At 37.4% G+C, this 26,718-nt stretch carries 27 protein-coding genes and 2 other annotated features; of the genes, 1 reads left to right on the forward strand and 26 read right to left on the reverse strand.

Annotated elements, in window-relative coordinates; translation table 11 throughout:
- Positions 1-39: 39 nt before the first annotated feature.
- The 26 genes from obgE to hemA all read right to left on the reverse strand — a co-directional run bounded on the left by obgE (position 40) and on the right by hemA (position 25,848).
- Positions 40-1,326 carry a GTPase ObgE gene (obgE, locus tag BGI23_RS21455; protein ID WP_000497125.1) on the reverse strand — a complete coding sequence of 429 codons (1,287 nt, stop codon included), beginning with the start codon at positions 1,324-1,326 and terminating at the stop codon, positions 40-42.
- A complete protein-coding gene (locus tag BGI23_RS21460) occupies positions 1,326-1,874 on the reverse strand; it encodes a sporulation initiation phosphotransferase B (protein WP_001037006.1) in 549 nt (182 codons plus the stop codon). Before BGI23_RS21460 ends, obgE begins: the two co-directional genes overlap by 1 nt.
- A gap of 63 nt (positions 1,875-1,937) precedes the next feature.
- Positions 1,938-2,228 carry a 50S ribosomal protein L27 gene (rpmA, locus tag BGI23_RS28520; protein WP_000944958.1) on the reverse strand — a complete coding sequence of 97 codons (291 nt, stop codon included), beginning with the start codon at positions 2,226-2,228 and terminating at the stop codon, positions 1,938-1,940.
- Between the two features lie 3 nt (positions 2,229-2,231).
- Positions 2,232-2,576, reverse strand: coding sequence for a ribosomal-processing cysteine protease Prp (locus BGI23_RS28525; protein ID WP_001993153.1), 345 nt, complete (start codon positions 2,574-2,576; stop codon positions 2,232-2,234).
- Positions 2,577-2,587: 11 nt separating this feature from the next.
- Positions 2,588-2,896, reverse strand: a complete 309-nt coding sequence (rplU, locus tag BGI23_RS21475) for a 50S ribosomal protein L21 (RefSeq protein WP_000270908.1) — start codon at positions 2,894-2,896, stop codon at positions 2,588-2,590.
- 14 nt (positions 2,897-2,910) lie between these two features.
- Positions 2,911-2,988 (reverse strand) — a sequence feature (ribosomal protein L21 leader region).
- Between the two features lie 77 nt (positions 2,989-3,065).
- Positions 3,066-4,454, reverse strand: a complete 1,389-nt coding sequence (locus tag BGI23_RS21480) for an Rne/Rng family ribonuclease (protein WP_070806881.1) — start codon at positions 4,452-4,454, stop codon at positions 3,066-3,068.
- Between the two features lie 67 nt (positions 4,455-4,521).
- Positions 4,522-5,382, reverse strand: coding sequence for a stage IV sporulation intramembrane metalloprotease SpoIVFB (gene spoIVFB / locus BGI23_RS21485; RefSeq protein ID WP_070806882.1), 861 nt, complete (start codon positions 5,380-5,382; stop codon positions 4,522-4,524).
- Positions 5,375-6,121, reverse strand: coding sequence for a stage IV sporulation protein SpoIVFA (spoIVFA, locus tag BGI23_RS21490; protein ID WP_000797462.1), 747 nt, complete (start codon positions 6,119-6,121; stop codon positions 5,375-5,377). The genes spoIVFB and spoIVFA overlap by 8 nt, the downstream gene beginning before the upstream one ends.
- Before the next feature lie 133 nt (positions 6,122-6,254).
- A complete protein-coding gene (gene minD, locus BGI23_RS21495; RefSeq protein ID WP_000503311.1) occupies positions 6,255-7,052 on the reverse strand; it encodes a septum site-determining protein MinD in 798 nt (265 codons plus the stop codon).
- A 2-nt stretch (positions 7,053-7,054) separates the two neighbouring features.
- Positions 7,055-7,741 (reverse strand): septum site-determining protein MinC, encoded by a 687-nt coding sequence (gene minC / locus BGI23_RS21500; protein ID WP_000391517.1) that lies wholly within the window; start codon positions 7,739-7,741, stop codon positions 7,055-7,057.
- Between the two features lie 35 nt (positions 7,742-7,776).
- Positions 7,777-8,322 carry a rod shape-determining protein MreD gene (gene mreD, locus BGI23_RS21505; protein WP_000975746.1) on the reverse strand — a complete coding sequence of 182 codons (546 nt, stop codon included), beginning with the start codon at positions 8,320-8,322 and terminating at the stop codon, positions 7,777-7,779.
- Positions 8,323-8,336: 14 nt separating this feature from the next.
- Positions 8,337-9,188: a rod shape-determining protein MreC gene (gene mreC / locus BGI23_RS21510; protein ID WP_070806883.1), complete on the reverse strand. Its 852-nt coding sequence runs from the start codon at positions 9,186-9,188 to the stop codon at positions 8,337-8,339.
- A gap of 41 nt (positions 9,189-9,229) precedes the next feature.
- On the reverse strand, positions 9,230-10,249 hold the full coding sequence (mreB, locus tag BGI23_RS21515) for a cell shape-determining protein MreB (RefSeq protein WP_000466737.1): 1,020 nt from the start codon (positions 10,247-10,249) through the stop codon (positions 9,230-9,232).
- A 157-nt stretch (positions 10,250-10,406) separates the two neighbouring features.
- Complete coding sequence (gene radC / locus BGI23_RS21520; protein ID WP_001013383.1) at positions 10,407-11,084, reverse strand: DNA repair protein RadC; 678 nt, start codon at positions 11,082-11,084, stop codon at positions 10,407-10,409.
- 46 nt (positions 11,085-11,130) lie between these two features.
- Positions 11,131-11,706: a Maf family protein gene (locus BGI23_RS21525; RefSeq protein ID WP_070806884.1), complete on the reverse strand. Its 576-nt coding sequence runs from the start codon at positions 11,704-11,706 to the stop codon at positions 11,131-11,133.
- Positions 11,707-11,927: 221 nt separating this feature from the next.
- Positions 11,928-12,890: a stage II sporulation protein B gene (locus BGI23_RS21530; RefSeq protein ID WP_070806885.1), complete on the reverse strand. Its 963-nt coding sequence runs from the start codon at positions 12,888-12,890 to the stop codon at positions 11,928-11,930.
- A 165-nt stretch (positions 12,891-13,055) separates the two neighbouring features.
- Positions 13,056-14,357 (reverse strand): bifunctional folylpolyglutamate synthase/dihydrofolate synthase, encoded by a 1,302-nt coding sequence (locus tag BGI23_RS21535; protein ID WP_070806886.1) that lies wholly within the window; start codon positions 14,355-14,357, stop codon positions 13,056-13,058.
- 93 nt (positions 14,358-14,450) lie between these two features.
- Positions 14,451-17,096: a valine--tRNA ligase gene (locus BGI23_RS21540; RefSeq protein ID WP_000072228.1), complete on the reverse strand. Its 2,646-nt coding sequence runs from the start codon at positions 17,094-17,096 to the stop codon at positions 14,451-14,453.
- 38 nt (positions 17,097-17,134) lie between these two features.
- Positions 17,135-17,367 (reverse strand) — a binding site (T-box leader).
- A gap of 122 nt (positions 17,368-17,489) precedes the next feature.
- Positions 17,490-18,515 carry a spore coat protein YsxE gene (ysxE, locus tag BGI23_RS21545; RefSeq protein WP_070806887.1) on the reverse strand — a complete coding sequence of 342 codons (1,026 nt, stop codon included), beginning with the start codon at positions 18,513-18,515 and terminating at the stop codon, positions 17,490-17,492.
- Positions 18,516-18,577: 62 nt separating this feature from the next.
- The gene (spoVID, locus tag BGI23_RS21550; protein WP_000179737.1) at positions 18,578-19,555 is read right to left on the reverse strand and encodes a stage VI sporulation protein D; all 978 of its coding nucleotides are present in this window, start codon (positions 19,553-19,555) and stop codon (positions 18,578-18,580) included.
- 108 nt (positions 19,556-19,663) lie between these two features.
- Complete coding sequence (hemL, locus tag BGI23_RS21555; protein ID WP_000712926.1) at positions 19,664-20,953, reverse strand: glutamate-1-semialdehyde 2,1-aminomutase; 1,290 nt, start codon at positions 20,951-20,953, stop codon at positions 19,664-19,666.
- Positions 20,953-21,942 (reverse strand): porphobilinogen synthase, encoded by a 990-nt coding sequence (gene hemB, locus BGI23_RS21560; protein WP_001087058.1) that lies wholly within the window; start codon positions 21,940-21,942, stop codon positions 20,953-20,955. Before hemB ends, hemL begins: the two co-directional genes overlap by 1 nt.
- A 20-nt stretch (positions 21,943-21,962) precedes the next feature.
- Positions 21,963-22,715, reverse strand: a complete 753-nt coding sequence (gene hemD, locus BGI23_RS21565; RefSeq protein WP_000992332.1) for a uroporphyrinogen-III synthase — start codon at positions 22,713-22,715, stop codon at positions 21,963-21,965.
- A 2-nt stretch (positions 22,716-22,717) separates the two neighbouring features.
- Positions 22,718-23,647 carry a hydroxymethylbilane synthase gene (gene hemC, locus BGI23_RS21570; RefSeq protein ID WP_001226410.1) on the reverse strand — a complete coding sequence of 310 codons (930 nt, stop codon included), beginning with the start codon at positions 23,645-23,647 and terminating at the stop codon, positions 22,718-22,720.
- Positions 23,648-23,662: 15 nt separating this feature from the next.
- Positions 23,663-24,496: a cytochrome C assembly family protein gene (locus tag BGI23_RS21575; protein ID WP_000008995.1), complete on the reverse strand. Its 834-nt coding sequence runs from the start codon at positions 24,494-24,496 to the stop codon at positions 23,663-23,665.
- A gap of 17 nt (positions 24,497-24,513) precedes the next feature.
- Positions 24,514-25,848 (reverse strand): glutamyl-tRNA reductase, encoded by a 1,335-nt coding sequence (gene hemA / locus BGI23_RS21580; protein WP_070806888.1) that lies wholly within the window; start codon positions 25,846-25,848, stop codon positions 24,514-24,516.
- 416 nt (positions 25,849-26,264) lie between these two features.
- On the opposite strand from hemA, the gene BGI23_RS21585 reads away from it, so the two are divergent.
- On the forward strand, positions 26,265-26,717 hold the full coding sequence (locus BGI23_RS21585) for a MarR family winged helix-turn-helix transcriptional regulator (RefSeq protein ID WP_000133920.1): 453 nt from the start codon (positions 26,265-26,267) through the stop codon (positions 26,715-26,717).
- Position 26,718: the final 1 nt, after the last annotated feature.

Consider the following 26,718-nt stretch of genomic DNA (forward strand, 5'->3'; position numbering starts at 1 on the left):
TTTTGCGATATAAAAAAAGACTGCCATATTTCGGCAGTCTTAGTCGATAAATTCAAATTCATATTCAAGAATTTTTACAATATCTCCGTCTTTTGCACCACGTGCACGAAGCGCTTCATCAATACCCATTCCGCGCATTTGGCGAGCGAAACGACGTACAGATTCATCACGTGAGAAGTCTGTCATCTTGAATGTTTTCTCGATATCGTAACCAGAGATAACAAACGTGCCATCACTTTCACGTGTAATGTCAAATTTAACACCTTCAGTCTCAAGTTTGTACATTACACTTGTATCAGACTCATCCGCAACTTCATGTATTGGGAATTCAGGTGTTGTTTCTAATAAGTTCGCTACTTCAAATAGTAAATCACGAACACCTTGTTTCGTTACAGCTGAGATTGGGAAGATTTTTACTTCGTCTCCCACTTTCTCTTTAAATGCTTGTAAGTTTTCTTCTGCATCTGGCATATCCATTTTGTTTGCAACAACAACTTGTGGACGCTCCGTTAAGCGAAGATTGTATTCTTTTAATTCATTATTAATCGTTACGTAATCTTCATATGGATCACGGCCTTCTAAACCAGACATATCAATAACATGCACGATTACACGTGTACGCTCAATATGACGTAGGAATTGATGACCAAGTCCAACGCCGGCATGTGCCCCTTCAATTAATCCAGGAAGGTCAGCCATAACGAAGCTGCGGTTATCACCTGTTTCAACAACACCAAGGTTTGGAACGATTGTTGTAAAGTGATACTCTGCAATTTTCGGACGTGCTGATGATACGACAGATAATAATGTAGATTTACCTACACTTGGGAATCCAACAAGTCCAACGTCTGCTAGTACTTTAAGTTCTAGAATGACATCACGTTCTTGACCTGGTTCCCCATTCTCAGCAATTTCTGGCGCTGGGTTCGTAGCTGTTGCGAAACGTGAGTTACCACGGCCACCGCGGCCACCTTTTGCAATTACAGCTGTTTGTCCATGCGTTACTAAATCGGCAAGAATTTGACCAGTTTTTTCATCTTTTACTACTGTTCCTGGCGGAACTTTAACGATTAAATCTTCAGATTTACGGCCGTGCTGACCTTTACTCATTCCGTGCTGACCGCGATCAGCTTTGAAATGACGTTGGTAGCGGAAGTCCATTAATGTACGTAAGCCTTCTTCAACAACGAAAACAACATCTGCACCTTTACCACCGTCGCCACCTGCTGGACCACCTTTTGGAACATACTTCTCACGACGATACGCAACCATTCCGTTACCACCGTCGCCGCCTTTTACATATATCTTGACCTGATCTACAAACATTATTTCACCACACTTTTTTCAATTGGTTGTAATATAACTGAGACTTCTTCGTCTCTTACTGTATAAGAAATGGAATACCATTTATTGTTTTGGTTCGCAAGCCAATTCTGTAGTTCTTCTACACTCGTTAGCTTACCACGAAAATCAAAAAAGAAACGAGCATTCTCCGCGTCACATTCAATTGTGATACAAACATAATTTTCAACATATACGTCTAAACTATGCTGAAGCATTGAGAAAAATTGATTCGTCCATGTACATACAGTCTCATCTAAGTGAGATAAGTTATGTAAATTCCCTAATACTTCGTACTCCAATAAGCACGGCTGCTGTTTCCAATTATATGTTAAAATCCACTCTGAAAATAAAGGCATTGATAGCCCCATCAGATTGGATTCTTGTCTCGCTTCTTGGACAAAACGATCGATGAGACTATGAATTTCTTCCACTTTTCCAAGGGAAAGGTTTCCTTTCACCATCTGCATACGATTGAGCCAATCATGTCTTGAATGGCGCAATGCATCTATAATTGTCCATTTTTTATTCATTTAGATACTCCTTAATATAGAAAAACTCTAACCTGCACTCAGGTTAGAGTTTTCCGTGAGTTCTTATGCTTCTTGAGCAACAGGATATACGCTCACTTGTTTGCGGTCACGGCCAAGACGCTCGAAGCGTACTACGCCGTCAACTTTCGCGTATAAAGTGTCATCGCCACCACGACCAACGTTAACACCTGGATAAATTTTTGTACCGCGTTGACGGTAAAGAATTGAACCACCTGTAACCGTTTGACCATCTGCGCGTTTAGCACCAAGACGTTTTGACTGAGAGTCACGACCGTTCTTTGTACTACCTACACCTTTCTTAGATGCGAAAAACTGAAGATCTAATCTTAACATACGTTACACCTCCTGCACTTTTTCTATTAAACGGATATACTTTCCGTAATCAAGTTCGATCGTCTTAAGCGAAACAACCAATCCTTCTAAAAGTATCTGTGCTTTTTCTGCTGTATGAACGTCTAAATCATTAGGCAATTCATACGTTAAGAATCCACCATCACTTCCGAGTTCAATAGTTGCCTGCACATTACAAAGTTCTTCCACAGCATTTATGGAACCAAACACAACCGCTGTAGTTCCAGCACAGACAAGATCTTGTCCATGTGGCGCATAATCGGCATGTCCAGTCATTTTAAATGATTGGATACTTCCTAATTTCGTGCGACTTATCGTAATTTTAATCATGTTAACCAGAATTAAGCGTTGATAGCTTCAACAACTAGCTTAGTGTAAGGTTGACGATGACCTTGTTTCTTACGATTGTTCTTTTTCGCTTTGTATTTGAAAACGATGATTTTCTTAGCGCGACCGTGTTTTTCAACTTTCGCAGTAACTGTTGCACCTTCTACAACTGGGCTACCAACTTTCACGTTTTCGCCACCAACGAAAAGAACTTTGTCAAAAGTAACAGTTTCACCAGCTTCAACATCTAATTTTTCAATGTAGATTTCTTGACCAGCTTCAACTTTGATTTGTTTTCCACCTGTTTCGATAATTGCGTACATACTTGCACCTCCTCTTAATTACTAAGACTCGCCAAAAACGAGGTAGACATAAATGCCTTTAAGGAACCTGTCTTGTGCGGTTGTAGCATATAGCCGTTTAGGTGCTATAAACTATAACATAAAGATGTTATCATGAATCATAGACTATTGTCAATGAAAGTTCTAATAACTATTTTTTCCGTTCTATAATTTCTTTTTTACTTCCAAAACGGATAATAGCGTACTTTTCGATCATATCATCTTTGAAATAAATTTCAAATGGAATATTTTTTTGTAATTCTTTTTGCAAAAATTGTTTTTGTAATTCTTTAGGTGCAGAGATTAATACTGCCTCATCTTCTATATTGCCATATGAAATTAGCTCTCTCTCTAGCTCATACGCAATCGTTTCATATGACATGACATAACCCGTCGCTTTGCACGGTGCACACTCTTCAAGTAATACGTCACGTAAAGAATGTTTTTTACGTTTACGTGTCATCTCTAAAATCCCTAACTCTGTGAACCCGAGCACTCTTGTATATGTGCGATCATTTTGCATAGCAGCGATGAGACATTCTCTTATCTTTTCTTTATCTTCTCTTCTTTTCATATTAATAAAGTCAATTAATATCATACCACCAATATCACGGAGTCTTAATTGACGCGCTATCTCTTCAGCTGCTACTTCATTTGTACGAAGGACTGTATCTTGTAAATTCTGTTTTCCAGTAAACTTACCCGTATTCACATCAATTACAGTCATCGTCTCCATTTGTTCCACAATTAAATAAGCACCATTTGGGAGCCAAACAATTTTTTGAAGTGCTTTCTCAATCTCACGCTCTATGCCAAAATGGTTAAATATTGAAGACTTTTCATTATAAAAAGATATTTTTTCTTTGCCGACTTTTTCTTCTAATTCTTTTACTATACTTCTTGTATCTACAACTACTTTTTCAATCGTTTCAATTGGATTCTCTTGAAATACACGATCTAAAAAGGTTGCTGGCCGATGAAGTAGTAACGGTGCCTTTCCTTGGCCCTCTTTTCTTTTTAACTCTTCATATAACTGCTGTAACCTTTGCATTTCAGCTTGTATTTCTTCAATTTCTCCTTTTTCAGAAGCTGAGCGGAAAATATAACCTCCTTTCCCTTCTACTTCAATTTGGAGTAATTGTTGCCTTCTTTTATTGTTTTTTATTTTCCGAGAAACCGCACGCATTTCATCATATGGCATATAAACGACATATTTCCCGGTAAATTCTATATTTGCTGTCAATTTTGGCCCTTTCGTATCAATTGCCTCTTTTACAACTTGTACGAGTACCGCTTTTCCTTCATGTATATGATAAGAAGATGGTACATCATCGTACGAAAGATACGCATGTTTTTCTAAACCTATATTTACAAAAGCTGCATTCATTCCAGCAATCGTTCTTACGATACGTCCAACATAAATATGCCCAACAATCTCTTGTTCTTCATTTCGTTTCCATAAAAACTCAACAATTTTCTTCTTCTCTTCAATTGCAACGCGTTTTTCCGATCCAGCATAGTTAATATATAACGTTTTCAAAATACTTTCCTCACTTTATAATCTTCTTTGCTTTTACAATAATAAAAGGTTAGTGCTAACGTCAACACTAACCGATTAATTCTTCAACAGATGAAGTTGTTCGTTTTTCAGTAAAATACGCATAAAGCAATTCATTTTCATCCAATGTGTAATGTTCTTTATATTTTCCGCGGACGATAATAGAGTGCTTATATCCTCTACGAAATTTTGTGAAGATTGTATATAAACGATCTTCTGTTTTTACTTCAATTGGTGCAATCTTTTCAATTCCTCTTTTGTTCCCATAATAACGTTCTAATAAAAAACGCATAAAGGCATATCGTCTTTGTTTCCATTCTTGATATAACGACACCGCTAAAAATATAAGCAGTACCCACATCATAATATTATTACTATTCCAAAGTAACTGCCACACTAGTATGACACTAAAAAAAACACATGATAATTTCATCATCTTTTCATGTGCTTGTAAATAAGGAAAACGATATGATAAGACGTTAAACAATACTTTTCCACCATCAAGCGGCCAAATAGGTAGTAAATTAAATGCTAAAATAATTATATTATTCCACATAAAGAAATAATATAATTCCGCATGAAGCCAACCAGCTTCAAACAACATATAGCCTATCGCCATCATCCAAATATGTTGAATAGGTCCTGCAATTACGACAACAAGCTCCTCTTTCAATGACTTATTCCCATGCTCCTCAAGCTCAGCTACACCACCAAACGGTAAAAGTTGAATTTTTTTGATGCGCCAATTATAGTGTGCTGCTGCAAAAGCATGCCCGAGTTCATGGACAAGAACGATACAAAATAACAATAGTAACTCTTTAAAACGTGCCGTAAAAATACCAATGACAATAATAACCCAAAACAACGGATGCACTGAAATTTTCGTTAAAACCTCTCTATATTTAATCAAATGAAATCACCTGAATCGGGTCAATAAATTTTTCATCCTTTTTTATTGCGAAATAGAACTTACCATTTTTATCGTTTGTATCATTACTCACCGTTCCAATTTTTTGTTTCTTTGAAACGTAATCATATAATTTCACTGACATATCATTTAAATTTGCATACCATGACTCCGTGCCATCTGCATGCTGAATTTGAACTGTATTACCAAGTTCCTCTTTCTTTCCTGCAAAAACTACTAGCCCTTCATTCACTGACTCAACAGTTGCATTTGTAGCTGTTTGAACAAATACACCTTGGCCATTTTTTTGAAACCCTTGCATCACCTTTCCCGAAGCAGGAATGGCATAATCTTTTTGCTGAATGGTCCCTTCTTTTTTCTCATTAGGCGAATAGAACACGAGAGGTTTTCCAAACTGTTTTTCGTACCATTTCGCTACAGTAGCAAATTGAAATTCTTCTTTCATCACTTTTTCTGTAACAGCTTTCGCACCGTCAAAAGAAGAAGGTGCATTCTTATATAAAATAGCGACAGAAAGAACTAATATTGCTGATAACAATACTTTGAAGAAAAATACTTCTTTTCGAAATAAAGGATGAATTTCCTTTTCTCCATCTTCAATAAATACTGTTTCACTATCAAAATTCTCTCCAGCAAAATACTGCTCTTCCTCCATCCTTTCTTGCTCTGCCTTCCTCTTCGCAATCCGTTTTTTAATTTCTTCTACACGTCTATTCTTCATACTGTCTCCTTTCTTTCGTTAAGCTAATGTACATAGAAACAGTTATATACAGTTTGTACATATGTATGAGCTAGGTATGGAAGATATTCGTGTGAAGAAAAAAGAAAGCACTCCGCAAATATGCGAAGTGCTTTTAACGGATTCCAAAGAAGTTTTTCACCTTTGTAAATACCGATACCTTTTCTTGTTCAAATGCTTGTAATGGGACATTCTCACCCAACAAACGTCTTGCAATATTACGATAAGCTAACGCTGCTTTTCCGCTCGGTTGCAACGCTACAGGCTCACCTGTATTTGTAGCACGAATAACTTCATCATCATCTTCGACAACACCAAGAAGCTCGATTGACAATGTACGTACGATTTCATCAACATCTAACATATCCTGTTCATGAAGCATATGACTACGCACACGATTAATAACAAGTTTCGGTGGTTCAATATCCTCTTTTTCTAAAAGCCCGATAATACGATCCGCATCGCGCATTGAGGATACTTCTGGCGTCGTAACAACAATTGCTTTATCCGCACCAGCTACCGCGTTTTTAAATCCCTGCTCAATCCCCGCAGGACAATCAATTAATATGTAATCATAATCTTGACGTAATACTTGTATTAATTCATCCATTTGTTCAGGTGTTACCGCTGATTTATCACTCGTTTGTGCTGCAGGTAATAAATAAAGATCATCAAAACGTTTATCTTTAATAAGAGCCTGAGGTAAACGGCAACGCCCTTCAACGACATCAACAAGATCAAATACAATACGATTTTCCAGCCCCATTACTACGTCTAAGTTTCGAAGACCGATATCTGTGTCAATTAAGCACACTTTCTTTCCAGATAACGCTAGGGCTGTCCCAATGTTCGCAGACGTTGTAGTTTTACCTACACCGCCTTTTCCAGATGTAATTACTATTGCCTCTCCCACAGCTATACAATTCCCCTTTCTAACTTTGTTAAATTAGGTCTAAGATGAGTGAGAAGTTGCAGTCGATCGACAACAATGTGATTGTTCTCATTAATATACGCACATTCTGCCGCCTCCGCTCCGTCTTCTTTCTCTTCCGGAGCCCGCATTGCCACATCACTAATTCGAAGTTGCATCGGGTTCATAACAGATGCAGCGATTACAGCATCTGAATCCCCATAATACCCCGCATGTGCAATTCCTCTTAATGATCCTACGACAAAAATATTCCCCCCAGCGATAACCGTTCCGCCTGGATTAACATCACCAATTAACAATAAATTTCCTTTTACATGTAAAACTTGTCCAGAGCGAACAATTTTGGAAATAGGGACGATTTCTGTTTCTTCTTTCCAAGCTATTGCTTCCTCTTTCGTTATAACATCACTTTCAATCGAATCCACAACGAGATTCTTTTTATTACGAATTAACGTACGAATCTCTTCTTGTTGGACTTCTGTTAAATAACGGTTTCCTACTTTCACATGCACTTCAATTAAAGAGCGTCCATCACCATCATAGTAATGTGTAGAAAGCTTTTCATCTAATTCCTTCAATAATTCAGAGAATGAACAACAATCATCTAAATGAAGGGTTATTCCGTCTTTTGTCCCTTTTATTGTTACATTTTGTTGCTTTTTTTCTTCCACTAAAGTTCACCCCACCGATTCAATTCGACATAAAATTAGAAAATCCTTTTTTCTTTTTCTTCCATCGCTTTTGAAAGACGCACTAAATATCGTCTCAGTGGGAAACAAACTATCAATAAGAAAATTGCATTTAGCAATAAAGTAGACAGGAGACGATCTGTGAAAAAGACATACGCCGACATATGAGTACGTCCTAACAAAGTTAAAAATCCATACACATAATACTCTAATGCTACTATGCTAGCTAGTACGATAGAAGTAACAATAAATAAATTCAATTGTAGTACCTTCATCACACTATAAACTAAATAAACTAAAATCGGATACGCAAAAATATATATACCAACAAGTTCCGTGTATACGGTATCAAATAAGAAACCAAATAATAGTCCGTAATAAATCCCTTGGACCGGACTATAGTACACAGTAATAAAACATAACACAATGATAAAGAAATGAGGTGATGCTATACTGTCTTTCCAAAAAACCTCTGTTGGAACAATAGTAGCAAACATATTTTCAAATAAAAAAGCAAAAAGGAGCAAAAGAGGAAGAGCTGCTCTTTTTAAAATCTTCATCATCTCTTCTCCTCCTCCTATTCTAATGGCGCTGAAGGCGTTTCACGTTTCGCAACTACAACATGCTCTACGTCATTTAAATCAGCGGCTGGCTTTACATAAGCTGTTTTTGTTAAACCGTATGGATCCTGCTGAACATCAACGATTGTCCCAATTACAAGACCTTTCGGGAAAATATCACCAAGTCCAGATGTTACAACTAGTTGATCTTTATCTACCTGAGCATCAGAGCCAATCTTTGTGAAAAGGAGTAAGTGCTTTTCTTTATCGTAACCTTCAATCAATCCAAAGATTTTCTCATTCCCTTGTACGATAGCAGAAACACGATTTGTTCGGCTCATAGAGCTTAATAACTCTACTGATGATGTAAACTGAGATACACTTTTCACTCGTCCCACTAAACCTTGGGGAGTTAATACAGCCATATCTTTTTTTATTCCTTGCTGTGCCCCTTTATCAAGTCCAACTAAATCGTACCATTTATCTGGATTACGAGAAACAACAGTCGCTGGAATTTCAGTATAACCGCTATTTAACTTATCTTTACCCGTTAACTCTTGTAACTTCTTGTTATCATCTTCTAATTGTTTTACTTTCCCTGATAGACCTGCATAATTGTCTAATTTTGCTTTTAATTCTTTATTCTCTTCATACGTGCGCTTTACATCCTCTACATTTTCGAAGAATCCAGCTACGTATTTCGCTGGCTTTTGGAATACACGTTCTACAACACCGACAGTGTCTTTAACAAACTGCTCTGGCCATGTTAAACTGTTCCGTTCTTTCAATGAGATTCCAATCAATGCCACGAGAAGAATAATACTAACTAACAAAACAATTAATCTTTTGTTTAAGAAAAACTGTGGCACGTTCACACCCTCTTAATTTCATTGATTTTTATTTTGCAATATTATCGAGCAGCAGTTTTGAAAAGATCGATATTGTCTAATGCTTTACCTGTTCCAATTGCTACGCAATCTAATGGGTCTTCTGCAACAAGAACTGGCATATTTGTTTCTTCACTAATTACTTTATCTAAGTTACGTAGTAATGCTCCGCCACCTGTTAATACGATACCACGGTCCATAATGTCTGCCGCTAATTCAGGTGGAGTTTTCTCTAACGTATTTTTAACAGATTCTACAATTGCATCTACTGTATCTTTTAATGCATCTGCAATTTCTTCTGGCTGAATTAGTACTGTTTTTGGTAAACCACTTACTAAATCACGACCGCGAATTTCCATAGGCTCGATACCTTCTGGCTCGCCTGCAGAACCGATTTCTAATTTTAATGCTTCAGCTGTTCTTTCACCAATCATTAAGTTGTAGCTTTTCTTAATGTACTGAATGATTGAATCATCCATATCATCACCAGCAACACGAACTGATTGACTTGTTACAATACCACCTAAAGAAATGATTGCAACTTCTGTTGTACCGCCACCGATATCAACAACCATGCTACCAGTTGGTTCCCAAACAGGTAAGTTTGCACCAATTGCTGCTGCAAATGGTTCTTCGATAGGATAAGCATCACGAGCACCAGCTTGACGAGTCGCATCGATTACTGCACGTCTTTCTACAGCTGTAATACCAGATGGTACACATACCATTACATAAGGCTTACGTGAGAAGAATCCATTTGATTTTTGAGCTTGTTGAATGTAATATTTCATCATTGTTGCTGTTGTTTCGTAATCAGCAATTACACCGTCTTTCATCGGGCGAAGTGCCACAACGTTTCCTGGTGTACGACCAATCATTTGTTTTGCATCGCTACCTACAGCAACGATTTGTTTCGTATCAGTTTGTAACGCTACTACTGAAGGTTCACGTAAAACTACACCTTTTCCCTTTACATATACAAGCGTGTTCGCAGTTCCTAAGTCTATTCCAAGATCGCGAGTAAAGCCACCAAATCCAAACATATTATTTATCTTCCTTTCTTGTTTTCACGGACTCATTTTTTCTTACTTTATATTATAAAAACAGTACGTTTTTTATATCTTTATCCTTTTTGTAGATAATTTTCTACAAAAAACTCATAAATCACATTATAAAACAAAATAAGTAAAAAGCATAGTCTTAAATATGACCTTTTTCCTTTAAACTCACGAATTTATGGTCACCTATTATAATATGATCGAGCACTTCAATTCCGATAATCCGGCCGCATTCTACTAAGCGTTTTGTTACTTCAATATCTTCTCGGCTCGGCGCTGGGTCTCCTGAGGGATGGTTATGAAGACATATGATAGAGGCTGCTGCACGGCGAAACGCTTCTTTAAAAACTTCCCTTGGATGTACAATTGATGAGTTTAAACTTCCAATGAAAATCGTTTGCCTATGTATAACTTGATTCTTTGTGTTCAAATATAGACATACAAAATGCTCCTGCTGCAGGAAGCGCATTTCTTCCATCATATATGTGGCGCAATCTTCCGGGCTTCGAATGCTGTATCTATTTTGATATTCTAAACGCACCATTCTTCTACCGAGTTCAAAAGCAGCGATGAGCTGTGATGCCTTCGCAACTCCAACACCATGTATACTCACTAACTCTTCTAGCGTTGCGTCTTTCAACATACGTAAACCATCAAAATGATGCAAAATTTTATCCGATAACTTTAAAACTGTTTCTTCTTTAGAACCTGTTCTGAGTAACACTGCAAGAAGCTCCCGATTGGATAAACTTCCAGCCCCTTCTAACAATAAACGCTCCCGTGGCTGTTCTTCTTTGACAACATCACGAATACCGTTCATTTCTCCACCCCTTTATTTGTTCTCTCAAAGAAAATCCCATGCAGTTTTACGCATGGGTTACATCAATATTAAATTGTTTTAATTCCCGAACAAGACGTGAAATTGGTAACCCAACTACACTATAGTAGTCCCCTTGAATATGTTGAACAAAAATAGATCCTTTACCTTGAATCCCATAACTTCCTGCTTTATCCAAAGGCTCTTTTGATGCAATGTATGTGTCAATTTCCTCTTCTGTTAATTCCCAAAACGTAACTTCTGTACGCTCGTAAAAAGTGACTGTTTTGTCCTTTGCTATAATTGCAACACCTGTATACACCTCATGTGTTTTCCCTGATAATAATTGCAACATTTCTTTCGCCTCAGCCTCATTAGATGGCTTTCCAAGAATACGCGACTCATATGTAACAATTGTGTCTGCACCTAACACAATATAATCACTGTTATTTTCTGCTACCGCAGATGCTTTTTGCAGGGCAAGGGACATAACAATATCAGAAGGCGATGAATACGCACCAATCGTTTCTTCTACTTCACTTACAACAATTTCAAATGGTACACCCGCTAACTCAAGCAATTCCTTCCTGCGAGGTGATCCTGAAGCTAAAATAAGTTTTTTCATATTTTCTCCTTCCTTTCTCACATGAAGCAGAATCATTTATATCAATCGTATCAAAGGAATAGTTTGTCCACAAATAAAAGAAATATTATTTTCTCTAAACAAAATAATACTTCCTTACCAAAACACGATTATATTCCTGTCATAGAGAAAGCACTTTACTCTAAATTCAAAAGAAAAGAAAGAAGCCTCTACACTTCTTCCTTCGTCATTTCATTATCCTATTATTTCACCTTTTGTGAAACAATTTTTTCGTATGAAAGTATACCATCAATGATAACTTGATTTAATTTCGCTAATGATTCCTTATCATCTTTTCCGTCCTTCACTGTTTGCACAGCTACCGACGTATACATATACAATTTCTTCGCTTCTTCCTGCTTCATACTTTTCCCTTCTTTTTCAATCGCTTTCCACTCTTTTTCGATTGCACTTATATCTTTTGCATTACTTTTTTCACTAGCTTGTACGCTAGAAGCATATTTTGCTAAATGAGTATATAATGGCTGTACTTTTGTTAAAAACGCCCCAACTTCTTTATCATCTTTAAGTAACGCTTTATCTGTTATATCCCAGTCCTTTTTCAATACGGAGACATTATCTTTTTTATACTGCGTCATTAATTGGTTTATGCCTTGTTCATCGCTAGCAATACCAACAACTAATGCATACTTATCACCGCTCGGTTTTAAGGCTGCTACACCTCCATTACCTTTCCACTCTTCAAGAGCGGCCTGTCCCTTTTCTTCAGAAGAATAGATTCCTCCTTGAACAAAAAATAATTTCATTGGATCTAATGACGTTCCTGTCTGTGCTTTTGTTTTTTCCTCTTTTGGTGCTGGTGTTTGTTCTGCCGTTCCACCCACCTTTGATTCTTCCTTTCGCATCTGCTTCGAAGCTGTTACTTCGCTTCCTCCTGTCGCACCTTGTCCTTTCAGTAACTGTAGCATCCCCATCCCAAACGCCGTACCAATAATAATTGCAGTTGCAACGATTGCAATTAACGTATTGCTCCACTTCTTTCGATTTTTTTCCGTAGACGCTACTTTCGATTTTTGAAACGGAACAACGTTTTTTGGCCTTTCACTTTCTACTACCATCCAGTCAAATTCATCTTTCTTCTTCTCCTCATACTTCGCTTCTGTTCCATTCACTTTCACTGAGATCGTTCGTGATTGCTTGTCCATACACTCACACCTCACCTCTTATCGTTGTCCGCATCATATCATATTCCTTTCACAAAAAAACGAGATATTTGTCAGAGGAATTCGCCAAATAACCCTATATATTTATCTTATATGTATGCATTTGACTTCATTTGTAGAACAAAAAAACTAGATAGCAAAGACTATCTAGTTTTTTTCGCGAATATATTTTCGAACTTCCGAAATGAAATAAAGAGAACCTGTTATGATAAAAACATCATTTTCTCCAAGCATTTCAACCTTCGTATCAATTGCCTCTTTCCAATTTTCAAAAACTAATTTTGACTCTTTCTTTGCATACGACGCAAGCTCGCCTGCTGAAATAGCACGATCAAAGGCGAATGTTGTAAAAATAATTTCATCGGCGATGCTTTCTAATTGACCTACCATATTGTGCAATTGTTTATCACCAAGGGCAGTAAATAAAACTATTACATTTTTATCTTTGTAATGTGATTCTACCGTTTTCACAAGACTTTCAATACCTTCTGGGTTATGAGCACCATCTATAATAATATCCGGATTACTTTGCAGTTTTTCAAAGCGCCCCACCCAATACGCTTCCTGTAATCCCGTTCTTATTTCTTCTTCCTCAATTAAAAATGATAAGTATGTTTTTACATACATGACTGCCATAAGTGCAAGTGCTGCGTTTCCTACTTGATGGCTGCCTTTCATTGAAATTCGCACATCTTCAAAAGAGGCGAAAGGGCAAGTGAAATCGAAATGTTCTCCATCTTCGCTAGACTGTTTATGTAACGATGTAAAATGGTTGCCCATCTCGTATACATTTGCATGATTTTCCTTTGCAACTTTTTGAATGACTTGCAACGCTTCCTCATCTTGCACACCAGTAATAACCGGAACACCAGACTTAATAATTCCCGCCTTTTCATATGCAATTTCTCCTAATGTATTACCTAAAATATGCATATGATCGTGACCGATATTCGTAATAATCGTGAGAACTGGATGAATCACATTCGTAGAATCAAAGCGCCCTCCAAGCCCTGTTTCAAATAAAACAACATCACAGAAATTAACTTTACCGAAGTAACAAATTGCCATAACAGTAATAATTTCAAACTCAGTCGCTTCCCCTAAATCCGTTTCATCTAGTTTTTCAACGACTGGCTTTACCATCTTTACAAGTTCAGTAATCTCTTCATCTGCAATTGGTGTTCCATTCACACTAATACGCTCGTTAAATGTTTCAATATAAGGGGAGGTAAATGTTCCTACCTTATATTTTGCATTTTCTAACATGTAGCGCATATATGTTAACGTTGAACCTTTTCCATTTGTACCAGCAAGATGAACACATTTTATGTGACGTTCTGGATTTCCGAGTTCTTCTAGCATCCATCTCATTCTTTCTAATCCCGGTTTAATACCAAATTTCAATCGGCTATGAATCCACCCTATCGCTTCTTCGTATGTATGTATCACGTATGCTTTCCCCTTTCAAAAGACAACCTTTACCTTTCTATTATACGCAAAGAAAAGAGACTCACCAATATAGTGAGTCTCTAAAAAACATTTTTATTTCTCAAGATCTGCTAGACGTTGGCGAACTGCTTCGCGTTTTTCTAGGTAATCTTGCTCTTTCGCACGCTCTCCTTCAATAACTGCTGCAGGAGCTTTCGCTACGAAACCTTGGTTTGAAAGTTTCTTCTGTACACGTTCTACTTCTTTGTCGAACTTCTCAAGCTCTTTCTCAAGACGTGCTCTCTCTTCATCAAGATTGATAAGATCAGCTAACGGTAAGAATAACTCTGCACCTGTTACGATTGCAGTCATCGCTTTTTCTGGCGCTTGTAAATCCGTTTGAATTGTTAATTCGCTTGGGTTACAGAAACGCTCAATGTAAGAACTATTTTTCGTAAGTTGAGCAAGTACAGCCTCGTCTTTTGCTTTAATTTGCATTTGAACTTTTTTGCTCATTGGCGTATTAACTTCTGCACGGATATTACGAACAGAACGAATGATATCAACTAGAAGGTGCATTTCTGCTGCAGCTTCTGCATCTTGTAAATCTTCGCGTACTGTTGGCCACGCTGCTACTGTAATAGATTCGCCTTCGTGCGGTAAATGTTGCCAAATCTTCTCTGTTACGAATGGCATGAATGGGTGTAACAGACGCATTGTTTGATCTAATACGTAAGCTAAAATAGAACGAGTTGTTTTCTTAGCTGCTTCATCTTCACCGTATAGAGGAAGTTTCGCCATTTCAATGTACCAGTCACAGAAATCGTCCCAAATAAAGTTGTATAATGAACGACCAGCTTCACCGAATTCGTATTTATCCATGTTTCGCGTTACGCTTTCGATTGTTTCATTTAAGCGAGTTAAAATCCACTTATCTGCAACTGATTTTTCACCAGTTAAATCGATTTCTTCATACTTCATGTCATCCATATTCATTAATACGAAACGTGATGCATTCCAAATTTTATTAATGAAGTTCCAAGTAGATTCTACTTTTTCCATGCTGAAACGTAAGTCTTGACCTGGTGCACTTCCCGTTGATAAGAAGAAACGCATTGCATCTGCACCGTACTTCTCGATAACTTCCATTGGGTCAATACCGTTACCAAGAGATTTACTCATTTTACGTCCTTGCTCATCACGAACTAAACCGTGAATTAATACATCTTTAAATGGACGCTCGCCTGTAAACTCTAAACCTTGGAAAATCATACGAGATACCCAGAAGAAGATGATGTCATAACCCGTTACTAGTGCATCAGTTGAATAGTAACGTTTGAAGTCCGCTGCATCTTCATTTGGCCAACCAAGTGTTGAAAATGGCCATAACGCTGAACTGAACCATGTATCAAGTACGTCGTTATCTTGATTCCAATTTTCAATATCTGCTGGCGCTTCTGTACCTACGTATACTTCACCAGTTTCTTTATGATACCAAGCTGGAATGCGGTGTCCCCACCATAATTGACGAGAAATACACCAGTCGTGAATGTTTTCCATCCAACGTAAATATGTGTTTTCGAAACGATCTGGTACGAACGTTACTTTCTCTTCTTCTTTTTGCTGAAGCGCTACTGCCTTCTCAGCAAGTGGAGCCATTTTTACGAACCATTGTGTTGATAAGTAAGGCTCAACAACTGCACCACTACGCTCACTATGACCTACTGAATGCATATGAGGCTCGATTTCTACTAATACGCCCGCTTCTTGTAAATCTTTTACTAACGCTTTACGGCACTCGAAACGATCCATACCGTTATACTTACCAGCTTTTTCGTTCATCGTTCCATCTTCGTTCATTACTAAGATACGTGGTAAGTCATGACGGTTACCTACTTCAAAGTCATTCGGGTCATGAGCTGGCGTAATTTTTACAACACCTGTTCCGAAATCTTTTTCTACATACTCATCAGCAATAATCGGAATCTCACGGCCTACGATTGGAAGTGTAACTGTTTTTCCGATTAAATGCTTGTAACGATCGTCTTCTGGATGAACCGCTACCGCTGTATCACCAAGCATCGTTTCTGGACGAGTTGTTGCAAGACGAATGTGACCAGATCCATCTGTTAACGGATAGTTCATATGGTAGAATGCACCTTGAACTTCTTTATGAATTACTTCAATATCAGAAAGAGCTGTGCGTGTTGCCGGGTCCCAGTTGATAATATATTCACCGCGGTAAATTAAGCCTTTTTCGTATAATTGAACGAATACTTTATTAACCGCATCAGATAAACCTTCGTCTAATGTGAAACGTTCGCGAGAATAGTCTAGTCCTAAACCAACTTTCCCCCATTGTTGACGAATGTGAGAAGCGTATTCTTCTTTCCATTCCCAAGCCTTTTCAAGGAATTTCTCACGGCCAAGATCGTAACGTGAAATACCTTCTTCACGAAGTTTCCCTTCTACTTTCGCTTGTGTTGCGATACCCGCATGGTCCATTCCTGGAAGCCACAATACATCGTAACCTTGCATACGCTTCGTACGAGTTAAAATATCTTGAAGAGTTGTATCCCAAGCATGACCTAAGTGTAACTTACCAGTTACGTTCGGAGGTGGAATTACAATTGTATACGGTTGTTTCTTCTCGTCTCCTGTTGCTTCAAAATATTTGCCTTCTAACCACCACTGATAAAGGCCTTCTTCAACGGACATATGATCATATTTAGTTGGTAAATTCTTTTCCGTGTTTGACATTATTTTCCCTCCTTAAAATAAAAAATGCCCCTCATCCAAAAAAGGACGAGGGACATCGCGGTACCACCTTTATTTACAAACAAATTCAGGAATTTGCTTATACTCTTAATTTGATAACGGACAAATCCGTCTTTTCCTAATGAGAACTATTCCGTTCAGAAAAGATGCTCCAGGGCTACCTTCTAACATAACTATCTAGAGAATCTCCCAGCTAATGATTCTCCTCTCTGAAGACGTTTCTTGTTATACTCTTCCCCTTCAAGGCATTTATATGATTGTTAATTATTATATACAATAGTGTAAAAAACGAAACCTTATTCGTCAAGATAAATTTAATACTACAGCTTTTTGAGTAAAAAAAAGAAGATAAGTAACATCCTCTACTTACCTTCTTTATCCGTTCCCTTGCTGGGCAGCTTGTAATTGCGAAAGAAAATATTCTATATTACTAACGAGCCAATGCGCTTGTTGCAAACTCTTTACTCCGAGAAGTTCATTTTCCTCATTACGCCGCTCTCTTCTTTTCTTATAAGACTGGATTTGCCGAATAAATTGCGATGGATACGTCATATACGCAAACATGAGTAGTTGCTCTTCTTTCGTAAAAGGGAAATTTTTTTGATACATTTGATACCATTCAAACCGATCACTTCGCGCAATTGGATATGTGTTTAAAGACCGAGAATAAAAGCCTACAATATCTTGCACAGGTGTTGCAAACTTCGATTTTTCTAAACTAATAAAATAGCCATTCCGTTCATAATCAAATAAAAAATGATTAAGCGATACGTTACCATGTACAAAAGTAATGCGCGTTGTTTCTTTTTCTTTCATTGCATCGTTCCACTCATTTAATTGCTTCGTCGCAAACTCACGCGCCCTCATTACATGATGATAGTACGTACAATACTGCAATTCAAACGGAGACATATACCACTTCGCTTCCGATTCTACAAGAAACTCTTCTAACATCTCTCCATCATTTTCCCAACGATTGGATATATTTGTATAATGTTTTTCTAAATCCTCTTCTGTATACGTTTCTTCTTTTACCGTTTTTTGGTGCAACGTTCCGAGAGTCTGAAACATTTTATGGTATTGATCATTATCCTCGCCGTTCCCTTCCGCACGCTCTAACCAAGGCATTAAATAATAATTATACGTACCATCACTTAAAATATAATTTCCGTCCGTCGCATGATATATAGGTACATAATTTGAAAAACCTTTCTCCTTCAAATATTGAATATGATGCAAAAAGTTATTCCGCTCTAACTTCTTGCCTTCTATTTTCTTGAGCGCATATGGACCTTGATTCGTATAAATTTTCGTCACACTTCCGTGCTCTTCCATATGCTGCGTATCCAATCTATATTGCCTTACAATGGGTTCATAACGATTTCGTAATTCCATATCCATACGAATAACCCTTTCTATTCAAAACATAGCCTTTAGAAAAATAAGTGAGTGAAAACACTCACTTATTTCGCTTTTGCTCTTGAAACAGGAATATAAATAATTTGTCCTGTAGTTAAATATATATCTTCTGTTTGATTGACACGGTATAAGTTTTGTACAGATGTTTCATAACGTTCTGCAACAGATTCGATCGTATCTCCTTCTTGCACAAAATACATTCTTAACTTTGTAAATTCTTCTTCCGGTTCTTTCGTAAATAATTTCGTTAAATAAAGCGCATTTTCATCCCGCTGTGAATACGTTTCCTCTTCTTGTACTTCTTGTTTTTTCGCTTGTTCTTTCTTAAAATCTTTTCTTCCGAACAATTCAAATTGCGGCGTTGTTTCTTTCTCCTCTTCACGCTCTACAAATTCATGTTCTTCTATTTCCTCTTCTTCTACTTCCTGCTCTTTTCTTTCTTCTAGTTGGAACGGTTCAAATGCGTAATCTTCCCACTCATCTGATTCCTTATAGGCTGGCTCTTCGACTTGTGGCGTTGGTCTAGTTTCATGCTCTTGCGCAGAATCATCCTCTAACTCAGCATACGCCGTTTCTTCCTCTTCATCCTCAATTCTTTCTTCATCACATAAACCTGTAATAGATATATCCGCTAATAATTGTAAGCAACCATTTTCCTTTAGTTCATAATCAAATTCCTCGATAGATACATATAGTTCTTCAATTACTTTCACACGGTTTCTTGGGATTGATATTTCAAGCGGGAAGGAATGAACAAGTTCATTAACCCCATCTTCTCTCGTTTCTACATAATCAATGGACTTCGCTGGCGATAGATCTCTTAATGAATAAGCTGAATCATCTTGCCTTGCAACATACTCTCCCGTTAAATCTAATTGCCCTCTCACAATTACCTCATGATCAAGCTCTTCTATCTCAACGTCTGGATCTAACGAAATTGACAAAAGTTCTTCGACTTCCTGTCCTTTTTGGAACCAAACAGATTCTTTTAATGAAAAACGTAATGAATGATCTGTTGCCACTTCTTTTCCCCCTCCCAAACTATATGTCATTACAGATTTATGTACGGAAAGCTGACTTTATGAATAAAAAAAATCGCTCCCCTTACGGAGAGCGATTTTTTTATTCAATTAAGCTTTTAATTTTGACATTGCAATTTCAGCCGCTGCAATCGTCGCTTCAATATCTGCATCACTATGTGCTGTCGATAAGAATAAACCTTCAAATTGGGATGGCGGTAAAAATACACCTTGTTCTACCATTTCACGATAGTAAGCCGCAAAGAACTCTAAGTTTGAAGATTTTGCTGCATCGTAATTAATAACTGGTTCATCTGTAAAGAAGATACCAATCATAGAACCCGCACGATTGATATGATGCGGAATGCCATGTTTTTCAGCCGCTTTACGTAAGCCAGCTTCTAACATTTCAGCTTTACGCTCAAATTCTACATACGATTCTGGCGTTAACTGTACTAACGTTTCATAACCTGCTGCCATTGCTAGTGGGTTACCTGATAAAGTACCTGCTTGATAAATCGGTCCACTCGGTGCAACTTGGCGCATAATTTCTGCTTTACCACCGTATGCTCCTACCGGTAATCCACCACCGATTACTTTACCTAAACAAGTTAAATCAGGTGTTACACCGTAATAACCTTGTCCACAATTATAAGCAACACGGAATCCTGTCATTACTTCATCAAAAATAAGCAATGCGCCATTTTGCTCTGTTACTTCACGAAGACCTTCTAAAAATCCTGGTTGCGGAGGAACAACCCCCATATTCCCTGCTACTGGTTCTACAATGACACAAGCAATATCATCACCGAATTGTTCGAAAGCGTATTTCACACTTTCTAAATCGTTATACGCTACTGTAATCGTATTTTTCGCTACACCTTCTGGTACACCAGGGCTATCTGGTAAACCTAGCGTTGCTACACCAGAACCCGCTTTAATTAATAACGAGTCACCATGACCGTGATAACAACCGATAAATTTCAAAATTTTGTTACGCCCTGTATAACCACGAGCTAAACGTAGCGCACTCATTGTCGCTTCTGTTCCAGAGTTAACCATACGCACAATCTCAATTGATGGAACACGCTCAATAACAAGTTTCGCTAATTTATTTTCAATTTCCGTTGGAGCACCGAAGCTCGTACCTTTTTCAGCAACAGCTTTTAAAGCCTCAACAACACGATCATTTGCATGACCATGAATTAATGGACCCCATGATAATACGTAATCGATGTATTCATTTCCATCGATATCATATACTTTAGAGCCTTTTCCACGCTCCATAAACAACGGGTTCATACCGACAGACTTAAAAGCACGAACTGGGCTATTTACGCCACCAGGCATTAAATCTTGAGCCTCTTCAAACGCTGCAATCGACTTATCAAACTTTTTCATTATTTAGCGCCTCCTTCTTGTAACCATCTTGCTGCATCTTTCGCATGATACGTAATAATTAAATCTGCTCCTGCGCGTTTCATACTAATTAATTTTTCAAGTACAACTTCTTTTTCATTAATCCAGCCATTTTGCGCTGCCGCTTTAATCATTGAATATTCACCGCTTACGTTATAAGCAACGACTGGTAAATTAAAGTTATTTTTCACATCACGAACGATATCTAAGTAAGAAAGAGCTGGCTTTACAATTAAGAAATCTGCCCCTTCCATTACATCTGATTCTGCTTCACGGAATGCTTCCATGCGGTTCGCTGGGTCCATTTGATATGTTTTACGATCACCAAATTGTGGTGCACCATGCGCCGCATCACGGAATGGTCCGTAAAATGCTGATGAATATTTAACAGCGTACGACATAACTGGTACATGTCCAAAACCATTTTCATCTAATGCGTGGCGAATTGCTGTTACGAATCCGTCCATCATGTTTGATGGCGCAATAATGTCCGCCCCTGCTTTCGCTTGACTTACAGCTGTTTTTGCAAGAACTGCAAGAGACTCGTCATTTAAAATAATACCATCTTCAATTACACCGCAATGACCATGGCTTGTGAATTGACATAAACATGTATCCGCAACTACTACTAGATCAGGGAATTCACCTTTAATTTGCTGAATCGCACGTTGCACAATTCCATGATCACAATATGCTGATGATCCAACTTCATCTTTTTCAGCAGGTAAACCAAATACAATAACAGAACGAATACCTAAATCAACAACTTCTTGCATTTCAGCTTGCAATAAATCTAAAGATATTTGATATACGCCTGGCATAGAAGGCACTTCATTACGAACATTCTCTCCTTCTAATACAAAAATAGGGTAAATAAAATCTTCCGTATGTAAAAACGTTTCACGCACAAGCGCACGCATGCCTCCACTTTGTCTTAAGCGACGATGACGATTAAATTGTAAAGAGTTCATAGATTTCTATCCCCATTCTTTTATTTTATAGATTCACAAACACATTGTAGTAATGCTTCTACAGTGTACTCTTTCGGCATAATAATATGCGGAAAATAAAGGCTCGCCTCTTTTTCCGTAATAGGCCCTATACAAGCAATTGTACATTTTTTTGTCCATTCTCTCCAGTTTGTATCCTCAAGTAAACGAACAAAACTCGTAACAGTGGAAGGGCTCGTAAATGTAATAATGTCTACTTTCCCTACTTCTAACGCTTCTATAAGCTCTTGCTTTTTCTCTACATTTTCTTTCGTACCATATACGATAAGCTCATCTAGAGAAACACCCATTTCACGAAGCGCAACTGGAATTACGTCTCTTGCTAAATTCCCTTTCGGAAATAAAATACGTTCGTTTCCACTTAATCTTTTTACAAACTCTTCTGCAAATACTTCTGCAACAAATGAAGTTGGAACAAAATCCACTCGATAGCCTCGCTTTTCTAACTCTAACTTTGTTTTCACACCTACTGCAGCAATTTTAGTCGTTACAGGTAGCTTCTGTCTCAAACGATCTAGAAAAAAAGCTACCCCATTTTTACTCGTAAAAATAACCCAGTCATACGAATGTAACTGCCCTGCTATATGTTGAATTTGCCTATGAGACATACCTTCCATACGCAAAAGCGGAATTTCCAATGGAATTCCGCTCTTTTCTTTCACCGCTACACTCATTTGTTTTGCTTGATGCTGGGCACGTGTAATCAATACCGTTTTGCCAGCGAGAGCGTTCATGCTTATTGTTGCTCCTTATTTGCAGCAAGAATGAGTTCTTTTGCGCCTTGGTTAATTAAACGGTCCGCAGCCTCTAATCCTACTTTCTCTGGATCAGTTCCTACTACTTTCTCTTTCAATAAAACAGAACCGTCCATAGACCCGACAAGAGCTGTTAATTCGATTGCATCGTTTTCCGTAAGAGTTGCATATCCAGCGATCGGAACTTGGCATCCCCCTTCAAGTTTATGAAGAAATACGCGTTCTGCTGCCACTGTTTTTTCTGTTACTCCATCATTCATATGAGCTAACAACTGCAGTAAATCTTTATCATCCTCACGACACTCAATCGCTAATGCACCTTGTCCTACAGCAGGTACACATAACGTCTCATCTAAATGTTCTGTAATAACTTCATTATCCCAGCCCATTCTTTGTAATCCCGCTGTCGCTAAAATAATTGCATCGTAATCTTCTTCTTTTAATTTGCGTAAACGTGTATCGATATTTCCGCGAATCCACTTCACTTGTAAGTCTGGTCTCGCAGCGAGTAGCTGTGCACTACGTCTTAAACTACTCGTACCTAAAATAGCGCCTTCTGCTAACTCTTTAAACGACGCTCCGTTTTTTGAGATAAAAGCATCACGAGGGTCAACACGCTTTGGTGTACAACCAATCATTAATCCTTCTGGAAGTACGGCCGGCATATCTTTCATACTATGTACAGCCATATCAATTTCTTTCGTAAGTAGCGCATGTTCAATCTCTTTCACAAACAAGCCTTTGCCACCTACTTTTGAAAGAGTAACATCTAAAATTACATCGCCTTTTGTGACGATTTCTTTCACTTCAAATTCATATGGTAAACCTAGCGCTTTTAACTGATCAATAAACCAGTTTGTTTGCGTTAATGCTAATTTACTCTTTCGTGACCCTACAATAATTTTGCGCATAATTTTCTCTCCTCATTATAAATACCAAAAGTGGAAGTTGGATAAACTGCTTAATAGAAAAATATTAATTAGCATTACGAGAAATGCTCCGATGTTCCACTGCACGATTTTCTTCCCTAGCAATACATCTGCCGCTCGTAAATAAAGACCCGCACAATATACAAATAGAACGACAAAAGACCCGATTACTTTCGTATCATACCAATGGAAATTGTCCAATTTTGTATATCCCCATATGCATCCTAATAAAATAGCTAGTAAGAAAAATGGAACAGAAAATAAATTTAATCCGTAAGACATCGATTCTAGCTTCGGTAAATTCCCTAACCTTCTTAATCTCGCATTCCATTTTTTCTTTTTTAATAGGCGATATTGCAATAAATACATAATAGAAAAAATGAACGATACAGTAAAAGTTGCATAAGAAATAATAGCCATACCGACATGTACATATACAAGCTCCGAAACTAATTGCTCTGCAAGTACCGGCGACATCTTTCCAAGCGGCGTAAAAATAGAAAAAGCGCTTACGCCAAATGCAACAACATTTGTAAAAAAGACTAAAAAATCGATTCTCATAAATCGATTAATGACTAACGACATCGTAATCAATAGCCAAACATAAAAATAAATGCCTGATAATAAGGTTAAAAGGGGGTTCGTTTCTGAATCTGTAGCTCTAAGCAACATAAAAATAGAATGCAGAACCCATACAATCGAAAGTAACCAAAAAGCAAATCGGTTCGCCTTTCGGTTACTTTGGAAATAATCTATAAAATATAAACTAATGCTACAAGCATATAAAATAATTGCAATATGATAAATAATACTGTTATTTAAAAAACTCATCCGATCATCCTTCCAAATTATAAAGATGGAACGGATGGTGTCCACGCTCTTTTATGTTCTACTTCTTCCGCACGACTCTCTACGTCTTCCATTTCTAAATCGAAAATCTTTGCAAATAACGCTAATTTTTCGTCTGCTCCCTCTTCAGCAGCTATTTCTTTCGCTACTAAAATTGGGTCTTTTAATAATTGATTAATAATACTTTTCGTATGCTTACTAATTACTTTTCTCTCACGATCACTAAGAGTTGGTATTTTTCGTTCCAAACTTTCCATCGTTTCACTTTGAATAGCAAGTGCCTTATCACGAAGAGCTGATATTAACGGAACGACACCAAGTGTACTTAACCACGTTTTAAATACAACAATTTCCTCTTCAATCATAAATTGAATTTTCTCTGCTTCTTTTAAACGTTCAGCACGGTTCGCTTCCACTACTCCTTGCAAATCATCAATGTCATACAAGAAAGAACCTTCTAGCTCATCAATTGCTGGATCAATATCACGCGGCACTGCAATATCAACCATAAATAATGGACGACCAGAGCGCATTTTCTCTACCTTTGTCATCATCTCTTTCGTAATGACATAATCCGATGCACCAGTTGAACTAATTAAAATATCAGCTTCTAATAATGCACATTGTAATTCACTTAAAGGTTTTGCGTGTCCCATATATTTCTCAGCCATTATTTCTGCTTTTGAAAGCGTTCTATTCATGACTGTTACTTTACGAGCACCGCTTCCATATAAGTTTTGTAGTGCAAGTTCACCCATTTTACCAGCACCGAGAATAAGTACGTGACAATCTGTTAACTCGCCGAATATTTTCTTCCCAAGCTCAACAGCAGCATAACTAACAGACATCGCACTTTCGCCAATTGTCGTTTCTGAGTGAGCACGTTTCGCTAACGTAACCACTTGCTTAAACAATTCATTAAAAATTGTGCCTGTCGCTTTTACTTGCTGCGCTTCTAAAAAGCTATCTTTTATTTGACCTAAAATTTGCGTCTCTCCAACTACCATAGAATCTAAACCGCACGTTACGCGGAATAAATGATCTATTGCACCGTCTTGTTCAAAAATAGTTAAATACGGTGCGACTTCTTCTATTTCAAGCTGAAACCAATCAGCTAAAAACTTCTTAATATAATACCGTCCCGTGTGTAATTGATCGACAACAGCGTAAATCTCAGTACGATTACAAGTTGATACAATGACATTCTCTAACACGCTCTTTTGATTTTGTAATGTAGTCATTGCTTGCTCTAGCTCTGCTGCCTGAAATGTGAGTTTCTCACGAAATTCTACAGGGGCTGTTCGATAATTTACACTAACAACAAGAATATGCACGCAGCATGTCCCCCTTCACCCGTTTTATCACTTTATCTACTATCATAATACAACTTTCCTCTTATGAATCTGACAATCGTGTGAACAACTAATTATTTTTTTATTTATTCTCCGTATGTAATAAAGGAGATTCAGTAAAACTAATAAAAACTTCCTACTTTATAATGATTATAAATTAATAACTCTATTTGTACGTTACCAAAAAAAGCCCTCATAATCAAGTGATGGAAACTATTCCATATGAATTATAACATCATCTTTCCTATCTTCTTTCATCATGAAGGAAAATATGTATGATTGTTCCAAATTGTAGCACAAACTTTCTCAATACAATGTATTTGACATTGTATTTCTTTTTCGTTATATTGATTTTACAAAATTAAATTGTGCACAACTTAATTAGAAAGGAGTCATTCATGACAGAAGATTCTTTGCATCTAGATAATCAACTTTGTTTTTCTATTTATGCTTGTTCTAGAGAGGTTACACGCTTTTACCGACCGTATTTAGAAGAAATGGGCATTACGTATCCACAGTACATTACTTTACTCGTACTATGGGAGCAAGATGGACTAACAGTAAAAGAAATTGGAGAACGTCTATTTTTAGATTCCGGTACGTTAACACCTATGTTAAAACGAATGGAATCATTAAACCTTGTAAAACGCGTTCGTTCCAAAGAAGATGAGCGAAAAGTGTGTATTGAATTAACAGAACAAGGAAAAGATTTACAAGATAAGGCTTGTTCATTGCCGACAACGATGGCAACAAATTTAGGAATTACAGAACAAGAATATCGTTCTTTATTAATTCAATTAAATAAACTAATTGAAACAATGAAAACAATTAATGATAGAAAAGGGGAATAAA

Origin of the sequence: Bacillus sp. ABP14 (assembly GCF_001831375.1) — a bacterium.
Classification (GTDB): domain Bacteria; phylum Bacillota; class Bacilli; order Bacillales; family Bacillaceae_G; genus Bacillus_A; species Bacillus_A paranthracis.